The organism is Cupriavidus sp. UGS-1 (genome assembly GCF_021213615.1).
GTDB lineage: Bacteria > Pseudomonadota > Gammaproteobacteria > Burkholderiales > Burkholderiaceae > Cupriavidus.
Window position 1 is genome coordinate 123,884 of record NZ_JAJQJF010000007.1, and the last position, 12,710, is coordinate 136,593.

General features: G+C 64.8%; 9 protein-coding genes and 1 pseudogene. 5 read left to right on the plus strand and 5 right to left on the minus strand.

Translation table 11 applies throughout. The features are described 5' to 3' along the window. Positions 1-28: 28 nt before the first annotated feature. The 3 genes and pseudogenes from LRR16_RS11810 to LRR16_RS11820 all read right to left on the minus strand — a co-directional run bounded on the left by LRR16_RS11810 (position 29) and on the right by LRR16_RS11820 (position 3,854). Positions 29-1,398, minus strand: a pseudogene (locus tag LRR16_RS11810) (sigma 54-interacting transcriptional regulator). Between the two features lie 125 nt (positions 1,399-1,523). Next, positions 1,524-2,003 (minus strand): hypothetical protein, encoded by a 480-nt coding sequence (locus LRR16_RS11815; RefSeq protein WP_006576723.1) that lies wholly within the window; start codon positions 2,001-2,003, stop codon positions 1,524-1,526. Positions 2,004-2,534: 531 nt separating this feature from the next. Next, positions 2,535-3,854, minus strand: coding sequence for an NCS2 family permease (locus LRR16_RS11820; RefSeq protein ID WP_006576724.1), 1,320 nt, complete (start codon positions 3,852-3,854; stop codon positions 2,535-2,537). Between the two features lie 423 nt (positions 3,855-4,277). Here LRR16_RS11820 and LRR16_RS11825 point away from each other — a divergent pair, with 423 nt between their 5' ends. Next, positions 4,278-4,481 carry a cold-shock protein gene (locus tag LRR16_RS11825; protein WP_006576725.1) on the plus strand — a complete coding sequence of 68 codons (204 nt, stop codon included), beginning with the start codon at positions 4,278-4,280 and terminating at the stop codon, positions 4,479-4,481. Between the two features lie 1,517 nt (positions 4,482-5,998). Then, complete coding sequence (locus tag LRR16_RS11830) at positions 5,999-7,093, plus strand: replication protein RepA (RefSeq protein ID WP_006576253.1); 1,095 nt, start codon at positions 5,999-6,001, stop codon at positions 7,091-7,093. A 125-nt stretch (positions 7,094-7,218) separates the two neighbouring features. Here the strand turns inward: LRR16_RS11830 and LRR16_RS11835 are convergent, their stop codons facing one another. After that, positions 7,219-7,422, minus strand: coding sequence for a cold-shock protein (locus LRR16_RS11835; RefSeq protein ID WP_006576252.1), 204 nt, complete (start codon positions 7,420-7,422; stop codon positions 7,219-7,221). A gap of 362 nt (positions 7,423-7,784) precedes the next feature. Between LRR16_RS11835 and parA the strand changes: the two genes are divergently transcribed. Together parA and LRR16_RS11845 are read left to right on the plus strand one after the other, a co-directional pair. Next, complete coding sequence (parA, locus tag LRR16_RS11840; protein WP_023263312.1) at positions 7,785-8,441, plus strand: ParA family partition ATPase; 657 nt, start codon at positions 7,785-7,787, stop codon at positions 8,439-8,441. Between the two features lie 5 nt (positions 8,442-8,446). After that, positions 8,447-9,475 (plus strand): ParB/RepB/Spo0J family partition protein, encoded by a 1,029-nt coding sequence (locus LRR16_RS11845; protein ID WP_006576251.1) that lies wholly within the window; start codon positions 8,447-8,449, stop codon positions 9,473-9,475. Between the two features lie 61 nt (positions 9,476-9,536). Here LRR16_RS11845 and LRR16_RS11850 read toward each other — a convergent pair whose 3' ends face one another. After that, on the minus strand, positions 9,537-11,222 hold the full coding sequence (locus LRR16_RS11850; protein WP_232205952.1) for a phage integrase family protein: 1,686 nt from the start codon (positions 11,220-11,222) through the stop codon (positions 9,537-9,539). Between the two features lie 544 nt (positions 11,223-11,766). Here LRR16_RS11850 and LRR16_RS11855 point away from each other — a divergent pair. Continuing rightward, a complete protein-coding gene (locus LRR16_RS11855) occupies positions 11,767-12,624 on the plus strand; it encodes a response regulator transcription factor (RefSeq protein ID WP_232205960.1) in 858 nt (285 codons plus the stop codon). Positions 12,625-12,710: the final 86 nt, after the last annotated feature.

The following is a 12,710-nucleotide window of genomic DNA, read 5'->3' on the forward strand; positions in this document are numbered from 1 at the left end:
GGTGATCGCCGCTGTCCGCGGCGACGCGCTACTCCGCGTGGTTCGACTGCCCTTCGACGCGGATATTGTGCTTGTGCATCAGCCGATAAAGCGTGACACGCGACACGTTGAGCTCGCGCGCGGCGGGCACCACGTGAAAGCCGTGGCTTGCCATCACCGAGCGGATCGCCTCGCGCTCCGCCTCTTCGCGAATCGCGTCGAGGGTCTTGCGCGGCGCGTCGCTGTTGCCGTGCAACTGCAGGTCCTCGGCCGTGATCTTGCGATTGTCCGTCATCACGATCGCGCGCCGCACCCGGTTGATCAGCTCGCGCACATTGCCCGGCCAGCCGTACTGCATCATCGCCTGCGTCGCGCACGGCGAGAAACCGCGAATGCGCCGATGGCCTCGTGGCCATGCTCGGCGAGCACCGCGTTGGCCAGCAGCAGGATATCCTCGCCGCGCTCGCGCAGCGGCGGGATCGACAGCGTCAGCACGCACAGCCGGTGGAACAGGTCCGAACGGAAGCGCCCCTCGGCCTGCGCCGCGACCAGGTCCACGTGCGTGGCCGAGATGATGCGCAGGTCCAGCGGGATCGATTGATGTCCGCCCAGGCGCGTGATCATGCCCTGCTGCAGGAAGCGCAGCAGCGCGACCTGGCTCTCCAGCGGCAGGTCGCCGATCTCGTCGAGGAACAGCGTGCCGCCCTGCGCCTGTTCGATCCAGCCGATCTTGCGCTGGTTGGCGCCGGTGAAGGCGCCCTTCTCGTAGCCGAACAGTTCGGACTGCACCAGGTGCGGCGGAATCGCGCCGCAGTTGATCGCGACGAACGGCCCCTTGCGGCGGTTCGACGCTTCGTGGATCGCCTGCGCGGCCAGTTCCTTGCCGGTGCCCGACTCGCCCGAGATGAACACCGGGGCATCGTTGTGCGCCACCTTGGACAGCGAACGGAACATCGCGCGCATCGCCGCGCATTCGCCGATCATCTTGCCCTGCACCGCCGTGTCCGGCCCGCGCGCGGCGTGCAGCGCGGCCATGCCGTGCGCATGCTTGAGCGTGTAGGCGAGCTCGTTGTACGAGAACGGCACGCGCACGTAGTCGACGCAATAGTCGCGGATCAGGCGCCGCACGCGCTCGTCCTCGAGCCGCTGCGGCGACGTGATCGCGACCCACATCACGTGCAGGCATTGCAGGCTCTGCTCGAGCAGCGCGATCTCGGCATCGGTGTATTCGGTCTCCAGGTCGAGCACGCCGGCCATCGGCCCGCTGCCGCGAACGACCCGCGGCAGATCGCGCAACTGGTGGTGGTGGCGGATCTCCCAACCGGGACCGAACTGGCTCGCATCGATGCCGAAGTTCTGCTGTCGTGATACCACCAGGACCTGCGCGGCCCGCGATGGCGGCTTGCTCAGTCGGTCCATGCCGTTCTCCCGCGCGTTTGGCGTGGCCGCATGCCTGACCGTTTCGCCGCGCCGGCTGGCGGACGGGATCGGGCCGCGGTCCAGTGGTAAGCGGTGCGGCTGGGCACCCATGTGCGGGGCCGCCATTACACGCTCGACACGCTGTGGGGAGGCAGATCGAACATCGCGGTCGGCGTCGTGCCGCTGCGCAGCTGTTCACGGATGGTCCGGCGCATGCTGTCTCGCTCGCGCATCAGGCGGTCGCTGGGGTCATGCAGGGTCTGGCCGGAATAACGGTGATAGAGGGCCTGATAGGTCAGCACGTTGACGATCCATTCCTCGCGCTGCGCGCGCAGGCGGGCGACATCGGCTTCGAGCTGGCGGTGGCGTTGCAACAGGCTCTCGATGGCCTGCCGTATGTTCGGCGGCACGCTGTCGTCGGCCGCGAGCAGGGCGGCAACGGCATCGGCGATCGATTCGTCGCGATGCTCGCGATGGGACTGGCTGGGATCGTGATCGGGTTTGGCGCTGGCGACATCGGCCAGATGGCTCCAGGCGCGGGCAATCGAAGGCGTGGCGGATCGAGTCGGCTCGAGAACGGGCCGATGGACTTCTCCTGCGGTCATGATTCTTCCCCGTTGAACAACATCCCCCGGCACTACACGTTCGCGATTACCACTTGTTCCGCTTATTGTTCCGGCACGCTTGGCGCATGCTCTCGTCGTGGAGGCGAAGCCGCCTGGCGGCGGTCTGTCTGTACGTCCGCTGCAGCGGATCGAATGGGTCTGCGTCGCGCCACTGGCGCACTCCGTTTCCCGGAGTCAACAAGGGGCGCCTCGAAGCGCCCCCGGAAATATGCCTCTAGTTCAGTGCATTTGGCTTCGTTTGTCTAGCCCCCGCGCGGGGCATGCCCCCAAAATCATCCTTCGGGATGACCGTAACAACGGCGACCCACCATGGTGCGCAAGGTAAATAAGCACTTACCTTGGACGCAGAAACGGGTACGGTATCAGCGTTCCGCCATGCCTGGCCGTGCGCAGAAACGGGTACGGTTGGGCAAGTATGCAGCGAAAATTCGAACGTTTCCGGACACATCGCCGGCGACGGACGTGAAAAAGGGCGGCCGTGGCCGCCCTGTTCGCGAAACGCTGCTCCCCTCAATGGCCGGGCAGATAGTAGAACTTGAAGATAAAGACCGCGGCGATGATCCACACCATGATCGGCACGTCCTTGGCCCGGCCGGTCAGCAGCTTCAGGCCCGCATAGGTCACAAAGCCGAAGGCCACGCCGTTGGCCACCGAATAGGTGAACGGCATGCCCAGCGCGGTCAGCACGGCCGGCACCACCTCGGTCGCGTCGTTCCAGTCGATATCGACCAGCTCGCGCAGCATCAGGCAGGACACATACAGCAGCGCCGGAGCGGTAGCGTAGGCCGGCACGGTGCCGGCCAGCGGCGCGATGAACAGGCAGGCAAGGAACAGCACGGCCACCGTCACCGCCGTCAGGCCGGTGCGGCCGCCGGCCTGCACGCCGGAGGCGCTTTCGATATAGGCGGTGGTCGACGAGGTGCCGAGGAAGGAGCCGGCCATGATCGCGGTGCTGTCGGCCATCAGCGCCTTGTTCAACCGATCCATCTTGCCAGCCTTGAGCAGGCCGGCTCGGTTGGCCACGCCCATCAGCGTGCCGGTCGCGTCGAACAGCTCGACCAGGAAGAACACCAGCACCACGTTGATGATGCCGATCGACAGCGCGGCGGTGATGTCGAGCTTGAACAGCGTCGGATCGATCGACGGCGGCGCGGAGACGATGCCGTGGAAGGTGTTGCCGCCGAAGGCAAAGCTCAGCAGCGTGGTCAGCAGGATGCCGATCAGGATCGCGCCCTTCACCTTGAGGCGGTCGAGCGCGACAATCGCCAGGAAGCCGACGATGGCCAGCACCGCCGAAGGCTGATGCAGATCGCCGAGCGTGACCAGGGTGGCGGGACTCGCCGTAACGATGCCGGCGTTCTTCAGCGCGACGATGGCGAGAAACAGCCCGATACCGGCGGTGATCGCCACGCGGATCGAATGCGGGATGCCGTTGACGATCATCTCGCGCACGCGCAGCAGCGTGACCAGCAGGAACAGACAGCCGGAGATGAACACCGCACCGAGCGCGGCTTCCCATGGCAGCCCCATGCCCTTGACGACCGTATAGGCGAAATAGGCGTTCAGCCCCATGCCCGGCGCCATCGCGATCGGGTAGTTGGCATAGAACCCCATGATCAGCGTGCCAAGCGCCGCGGCCACGCAGGTCGCGACGAACACGGCGTCCTTCGGCATGCCCGCATCGCCCAGGATGGTCGGGTTGACGAAGATGATGTACGCCATCGTCAGGAAGGTGGTGACGCCGGCCAGTATCTCGGTGCGCACGTCGGTCTGGTGCTCACGCAGCTTGAACAGGCGTTCGAGCGGGGAGCGGCGCGACGGCGCGGCCATGGCGGGTGTGTCGTTGGGTTCGGAAAGGGGTTCGGGCATCGACATGCTGTGTCTCCTGTATCGTTTTGTCCCGTCTCTCGCAAAAGGCAAGAGCCTCCCCGCGCATTGGCCAGGGGAGGCACACGTAATGTCTTACACTTTTGTATACAGGTGCGCCGATACGGACAAATAGACTGTATGCAAAATGGGTGATGATCGCACGAGGGCACGCGCGTGATCTAGCCTGCAGCAGGGGAACTCAGCGCTTGACGTGGGCTCCGATCCCCCGTATAAAGCGCGCTAGATTCAAGCGACGAGGCAACAGCACATTCGTTAGCCACCGTCATGGTACTTCGGTTGTCCATGGTGTCCTTTCCTTGAGTTGCTCTGCCGGAAGCGCCACGCGCCTTCCGTTTTTTAATTTTTTTTAGGAAATGCAAGACCATGAAAACCGGTATCGTCAAATGGTTCAACGACGCCAAGGGTTTCGGTTTCATCAAGCCGGACGAAGGCGGTGATGATCTGTTCGCCCACTTCTCGGAAATCCAGGGCTCTGGATTCAAGTCGCTGCAAGAAAACCAGCGCGTTTCGTTCGAAGTGAAGAATGGCCCGAAGGGCCTGCAAGCAGCGAACATCACCCCGCTGTAAGGCATCGCGCCCCTCGCCTTTCCGGCGAGACGACGCTGAAAGCCCCGCCCCGTGCGGGGCTTTTTGCTTTCCGGGCGTCCGGTCCGGTCGGCCCCACTCCCCCCGCCTTCCCCGCCTTCCCGCCTTCCCGCCTTCCCGCCTTCCCGCCTTCCCCTGGTAGCGCGCGCCGGGGCGGATGGGGACCCGATTTCCCTGGGCCAGCGCCGCAGAAACGGGTACGGGTTCGCGCTGTATCGTCCGCAGAATCGGGTACGGATTCGCGGCGCGCCGCCTTTGTCGAACCATCAACAGTCGCAGAAATGGGTACGCGTGCCGATCATGGCCACGGTTCGAAGCCCGCAGAAACGGGTACGGGTCCGCCGACTTGAAACGCCGTTCAGCGATCCCTGCACGGTGGCGCGCGCAGAAACGGGTACGGTCCGAGCAATTTTTTTGTGCCGCGCAGAAACGGGTACGGTCTTTTTGGGCTGCGTTCTGCCGGCCGTCAGCGCGCTGTTGGCCGCAGAAATGGGTACGCGCCATGGCTGGCCGATTCCCTGCCTCGACGCGCAGAAACGGGTACGCCCCGGCGGAGAACTCGTCCCTGCGCCGAGCGCGGACGCAGGCTGCCGTCGCAGAAATGGGTACGTTCCGGGGCGAGGCCATGATTGTTCGGCCCGATAAGTTTGCAAGTGCCCGCTTTTCGTATGCCGTGCGTATACGCGGTGGCGCGACGGCAAAAGTGCCGTCTGTCGAGCCGGAAGCCTCGCAGAAACAGGTACGCTGGCCGTTCGATCGAGGCTCGGTTCGGTACGCAGAAGTAGGTACGCTTTTCGGAAGCCACGCCAGCCCCTTCGGCTTGCAGAACTGGGTACGCCGCAGAAACGGGTACGCCGCAGCGGAGCGCAGGTTCGCGCTGGCCGGGCGCAGAAACGGGTACGGAACCGGAGAGATTCGGCCCGGATGCGACGTAGAAGTGCGCCCAGGCACGCTTATGCGGTGATTCCGCGCGGCCTGCGCTCCCATTTCGGCGCAGAAACGGGTACGCCTGGCATCGCCGCAGCTGTGGATAAGCCTGTGCAATGCCGAAGTTATCCCCGCAGAAAGCGGTTCGGGCCTTGCGCTGAAACGGGTTCGGGTATACGCAGATTCGGGTTCGAGGCTTCGCAGAATCGAGTACGCTGCAGCGCAGAATCAGGTACGGAGACGCACGGTTTACGTTTACGGTTCAACGGCTTGGCCGCGCGTATACGGTTTACGAGTAGTTAACCGTAAAGGTATGTATTGCTTGTAGTGGATGACCGCGCGGAAGTGGACAACCCTGCCGGGTTGCCCCCTGCCGCACGGCATGCGAGCTGGCAAAAGAGAGAGATCGCGACCAGATCAGGGGTGGCGGTAGCAGCCGCGAAGCTGGCGTATACGCCGGCCAGACTGGGTGCCGCTTCGGGGTATACGCCCGAATCCCCGAACGTACCCGTTTCTGCGTGACAAGGGTGGCGTCATCAAGTAAAAAGGCGGGTAATTCGAAGCACGCCGATATGCCGATCAAACGTTCCCTGGCCACCCCGGACGACCGCACCGTCACTGACGTCGAAACCGGACCCTCGCGCATCATCGTTCCTGGCAACGAGGCGCCGTTGGTTCCGTCCGAAAAATTTCAGCGGCTGTTCGACGAAGCGCAGGCCATGGAGCGCGAGGACGCCTGGCAAAGTGGCGAAGTCGGCTTCCTCAGCCGCGCGAGTGTCCAGGTCACCCTGCCCTACCGTGCCCCGAAGGGCGCGCCGCCCGTCTGGACGCGCACCAGCGGCAATATCTCGCTGATGATCCAGCCCGGTTATTTCACGCAGCAGCGTTCGGAGCGCGCCAGCAATGGCCGCCAGAAGCTGGTGTCGGAAACCGTGTCGCTTGGTTATCCCTACGGCTCCTATCCACGCCTGATGCTGGCCTGGATCGGCAAGGAGATCATGGCGAAGAAGAAGCGCGGCGAGTTTACCGGCACCGTCGAAGACCGCCGCATTTCGCTGGGCAACTCGCTGTCCGAGTTCATGTACAACCTCGGCATCCCGATGGCAACGGGCGGCAAGCGCGGCACGATGACGCTGGTGCGCCAGCAGATGATCCGCCTGTTCTCGGCGACCATCGCGATCGTCCAGAACAAATCCGCGCCGACCCAGAACCAGACCAACAACCACGAGCCGATGTCGATCGATCGCGTCGGCTATCTGCTGGCCGACCAGCTGTCCACGTGGTGGGATCCGATGCAGCCCGGCCAGGGCTCGATGTTCGAAAGCTTCGTGGTGCTGTCCGAGCCGTTCTTCAACGAGCTGGTCAATCGTCCTGTGCCGGTCGATATGCGCGCGCTGAAGGCGCTGAAGCAGTCGCCGTTCGCGCTGGACGTCTATTCCTGGCTGACCTACCGCTTCTTCACGATTCAGCGGCGCACCGAGATCCCCTGGGAAGCGCTGCAGATGCAGTTCGGTACCGAGACCGAGAGCGAGCGCAAGTTCCGTGCGTTGTTCCGCAAGGCGCTGAAGGACGTGCTGGTGGTCTATCCGGACGCCAAGGTCGACGCCGATTCGTCGAAGGCGCTGATTTTGCAGCCGTCGCGGACCAGCGTGCGCAAGCTGGCCTGAGCAGCGAACCACAGCGGCCGCGGACGCCGGGCCCTGTTCGTTGGGGCAAAAAAAAAGCAGGTGTTGAACACCTGCTTTTTTGCTGGTTCCCGACGAGTGCCGCGAACCAGCGGCGACGCGGGCGATCAGGCCGGCTTGATGCCGGATGCTTGCTTGCCCTTCGGACCTTCCTTGACTTCGAAGGTCACTCGCTGGCCGTCCTTCAGCGTCTTGAATCCAGTGCCCTGGATTTCCGAGAAATGGGCGAACAAGTCCGCGCCACCATCGTCCGGGGTAATGAAGCCGAACCCCTTGGTTTCGTTGAACCACTTAACCGTACCGGTTGCCATGTGAGTTTCCTTTCCGACGCAAGTTCTTTGTACACGACGCAAACAACCGTTCAAGCACGTTGATTTCTCGCAGATACCGAACGGAAGCCGACGAGGGTGACACGACTTGACGCGACTGTGTTGGGCATCATATCCAGTTTGTCTAACCGTGTCATGTGCGGCGTACAACGCACAACCTCTAATGTAGGCCGATTCTCGACCGATTTTCAAGCACAAGTTTTGAAGATACTTGCGCGGCTTTTGGCATCTCCACTGTAACTAATTCGTGTATTTGAAGAAATCGGTTGATAGCACGGAGGCGATTGTCTAAAGTTTCGCCTACAGTCAAACCGCGCTTTCAGCGCTGAAAGAGAGAGGCCCCGGTGGCAGCGAAAATCATCACGGTGTTCAATCAGAAGGGCGGCTGCGGCAAGACGACGGTCAGCATGCATCTGGCCGGCACCCTGGGTTTGCGCGGCGCGCGCGCGATGCTGGTCGACATGGACGAGCAGGGAACCGCGACGCGCTGGGCGGCGCAGGCCTCCGACGAGCGCCCTTTTCCGGCGTCGGTCATCGGTCTGGCGGCGTCCGGCGGGGCAATGCACCGGGAAGTGCGCAAGTTCGTACAGGACTACGACTATATCGTCGTCGACTGCCCGCCGGCGGTGCATTCGGCCGCGCCTTCCAGCGCGCTGCTGATCTCGGATCTGGCGGTAATACCCGTGGTCCCGTCGCCCCCCGATCTATGGGCCGCGGTGGCGGCCAAGACCCTCGCGCAGCATGCGCAGGTCCAGAACGAAACGTTGACCGTCCGTGTGATGGCCAATATGGTTCAACGCCGCGTTTCCATCGCGCGCCAGGCCATCGAAATCCTGGGCGATGACGGCGACTTTCCTCTGCTGCAATCGATGATCGGCTCGCGCTCCGCGTTCCGTGAGTGCCAGGCGATCGGTTGTACCGTGCACGGCGTGGCCGGCGCCCGGGAGGCGGTGCAGGAGGTCGACATCATGGTGGACGAGGTGCTGTCCCTGATCGAGTAAAGAGAATGGCAACGAAGATCAAGAATCTGCGGGCCGGCATGCTGGCGGGCATGGCGGCGGAGAAGAACCGTGCCGACACACTGGATCGCTTCGCCCGCGCCGAAGCCGCGATCGCCAAGCACCCGCACGGTTTGCTGCAGGCGAAGGGCGCCGAAACACGGCCGCCTTTCAGCGCTGAAACTTTCAGCGCTGAAAACGAGGAACGCTCGGCGGACGGCCGGGTCCTGAAGCGCATCCCCCTGGCCCAGCTGCACGACAACCCGCTGAACGCGCGCCGGATCTACGATCCCGCGGTCGTTCAGGAGCGCGCCGCCTCGATCGCGACCCACGGTCAGAAGACGCCGGGCCTGGCGGCGCCGGACCCGTCCCGTCCCGGGCACTACATCCTGATCGATGGCCACTACCGCAAGCGCGCGCTGGCGGCTGCCGGCAAGCTCGAGATGGAGTGCTTCGTCGAGAGCGACCTCAGCGACCTCGACTTCTACCGGCTGTCGTTCCTGCTGAACGAGCAGCGCTCGGACCAGTCGGCCCTCGACAATGCCATCGCCTGGCGCCAGTTGCTGGACGAAGGCAAGGTCTCCAAGGAAGAAGATATTTGCGAGCTGACCGGCATGTCGGCCGGCACCGTCAACAAGACGCTGGCGCTGCTGAAACTGCCGGAGTCGGTGCTGATGGTGATGCGCGAGCGTCCCAGCGCGATCGGCATCGCGGCCGGCTATGAGCTGACGCTGTACTGCAAGCTGGCAGGCGAGGAGCGCACGCGCGAGCTCGCGATGCGGATCATGAACGACGGCCTGTCGAGCCGCGAAGTGGAGGCGATCCGCAAGCAGGCGCAGGAAGGCAAGGCGCGCAAGGTCAAGGAGATCAGCCGCCAGTACAAGATCCGCACCAGCGGCGGGGAGTTGCTGGGCACGATCAAGGAATGGGATTCCGGCCGCGTCGTGCTCGATGTCCAACTGACCGATCGCGACGCGCGCGAAGCGCTGCTGGAAGCCCTGAAGGCACGCTTCGGCCTGGACAAATCGCTGCTATAGCAGGCTGCGGAAGGCCGCGCCCCGCTCGGACGAGAACCCGGCCGAGGCGCCCGGCCGGCTATCACGGCTCTCCGGCTTGCCCCCGCGCCAACAGACGTGGCGTAAAACGAACAGTACGGTGCTCCGCATGTTCGGGCAACGCCACGAAATCACGCCACGCAGCGCGCAGCAGCCGATCCAGTCCACTGGCGGAGTAGCCGGCAAGCGGCTGGCTGGCCTGCTTGGCCTGGCCCCGGGAGGTGGGCGGCAATCTCAGCGGACCCAGCAACGGCGCCGCCGGCGGCAGCCCGTCCGCCGCCAGGCCACGGTCCGCCCAGTGCCGCGAGAGCGCGACCCAGGCTTCATCGCCCAGCGTGGCGAGCCGCATCTCAGACTGGCGCGATTCAACGTCCGGCACAACGATCGCCATCCGTCCCGCGGCATCCAGGGCATCCAGGGCACCCAAGGCTGACCGCGGCCGAAGCAGACAGCGCCTGCCGCCGTCCAGCCGTAGATGCTCGCCGGTGGCCAATACGACTTCGCCGATCCGCATTTCGCAATCGCCGATCAGATAGGCCGCGGCATTGGCGGTCCGCCATATCGGCGTACCGTCCGGCCCGTCAAGCCAACGGCGAAACGCGCTCACGCTCTGGGCGGCGATGCCCGTCGCGCTGCCATCCGCACCGTGTCCGCCAAGGGACGCCACCGCAGCACCCGGAATCATGAACCCGTCGAAGGGATGGCGCGTCAGCACGCCACGCTGCAGCAGCCAACCAAACATCGCGCGTATCACCCGCATCGCCGCCTGACGCGAACTGTCGCGCAGCCCGCCTTCGAAGGGCCGCCACGGCCTGCGATCGCGAGGGCCCGCGGGTCCTTGCCAGAACGACGCCGGTTGCGGATCGGCGAGGAAGTCCCAGTACGCCGCCAGATCGTCCGCCGTCATCGTGCGCAAGGGACGCCGCCGCCGTGCCGCCCACAGCAGCAGCCGCTCGGCCTCGCGCCGATAACTGGCCCAGGTATGCGAGCCGGGCCGCTTGCCGTCGAGCCATTGGCGTACCAGCCGTACCTCTTCGCCCAGCGCAAAGCGCCAGTCGCCGGAAAGTGAAGCACAAAGCATATATTCCAGCGGAACGGGATCGCCGAGCCGATCATCCAGCAGCGCGGGCCCCATCGGCGGCCGCTGCGACGGCACCAGCAGCGCGCCGACCTGCGGCCCGAGTACCGGCCCGCCGTCGCTGGCACGCAGCGTCTCCCGCTGCCGCTCGAGCCAGTGCCGCACCACGTCGGCCGACTTGGCGCCCAGGCGCGGCACCCCGCGCCACCAGGCGGCGCCGCGCCGGTTGACCCGTTCCACCAGCTCGCCGATGCTGCCGATACCGCCCGCCACCAGCCTGCGCGACAGGCTGGGCCCGAACCACAACGAGACCGCATGGTCCAGCGCGGGCCGCCCCGGGGACAGTCGCTCCAGCGACGACAACGCGTCGACGCGTCGGTCCATCGCGACATTGGAACGGCCCTTCAGCGAGTCGAACATCGCCGCGATATCGGGGCGGTTGTTCTGCAGCGCGAACTGCACCAGCCGATCGCGCAGCCGCAGGATGCGCTGTACCGCCTGGTGCTCGGTCAGCGCCTCCTCCTCGTCCGGGTCCAGCAGGTAGCGGTTGGCGATATCGACCGCCGCCATGCCCTGGGCATACGCCCGCACCACGGCGAATTCCGTTCGCGTCAGTTTCGAAGGATCCAGCGTGTCGTCCCGTACAGACATCGACAATCGGCCTTAAGTGATTGATTGATAACGACTTTCGGCAGACGGGTAGCGCAACCTGCCCAAATTGCTACCCGAAGTGTAATGTAAATTATTTTCTCGGCACACCTGCCCGCCGGGCCTTCCACCGGGCCGAGCCCCGCCAAAAAGCGCCCCGGACATCGGTCCGAACCCTAAGAAGGCGGCCGCTTTGCGATTGACGTAAGGGAAAATCCTTAGCCCGCCTCCAGCCTTGCGCTGCGTACGCATTCGCACAAAAGCGACTTACCAACCATCTGGCGAGCCTTGCTTTCCTGTTTTGCCCTGCATATGCTGGACCGCAGAATAAGTGAAAGTTAAGTCTGTCTTTAGAGGGATCGAAAGCGTGCAAACACGCAAACGGGGCGATTGCATCGCGCTTGACGGGAAGGGACGGCTGCGCTGAACGCTGCGCCGTACTAAAGCGGGGTGGATCGTAGGGAGGGGCAGGCGCAACATAGCGCCGCACTTCCGATCACACGGGCGACCGTCGCGGCGCACGTGTCGCAACAAGAACGAGAGCGGCATGGCCACCATTCTGTTGATCGAGCCTCATCCACTACTGCGATTGGGCCTGCGCCAGCTACTGGCGCAATCCGAACTCCCCGTCCACGTCATCGATGTCGAACCGGCCGCGCTGCCGTCAGCCGATGATGCCCGGCTGCGCGACGCCGACCTGCTGATCTACGGCTGGCACGACGATGGCAGCGGCACCTGGCGCGCGATGGAGGACGTGTGCCGCTACCTGGCGCCGCAGCGGGTCCTGGTGCTGGCCGATGGCCTGCCCGCCGCGATGGCGCAGGAATCGGTGCCGCCGATGGTGGCGGGCCTGCTGTCGAAGAACTGTTGCGCCGAAGTCCTGGATGCCGCCATCCGGCTGGTGCTTGCGGGCGGCGAATGTTTCCCGGCACTGATCTACGCCGATCCGACGCAGCAGGCTGCCGCGCGCAGCCCCGCCGCGGACGGGGAAGGGCAAGGGGACGTGAACCGGCCGGACGAACCGATCGAGTCGACGCGCGCGGTGCCCGGCTGGCCCACGGACATTGCCATCCGGACCGCGCCATTGATCCAGCCCGATATCGAGACGCCGTCGTTCGGCTCGCATCTGCTCAATATCACCGAGCGGCAATACGAGGTGCTCGCGCTGCTGGCGCGCGGCTACCCGATCAAGACGGTCAGCCGCGTGCTCAATATCTCGGTGGCCACGGCCAAGACCCATGCCTGCACGCTGTACCACCGTCTGCATGTGCGCAACAAGGGCGAGGCGGTCTACGAAGCGCTGCGGCGCGGCGCCAAGCTGAACTGGCCCGGACCCTCGGCGCTCGGGGCGGTGCCGTTGCACGCGGACGGCGTGCGGATGCCGGCGGTCTGTCAGGCGGCGTGATCTCGGCAGCGCCGGTGACGGGGGCATGTGCTGGCGCGAACTCATCCTTTCGGCTGAGACACTTCATGCCAATGGTCGAGGCGGCC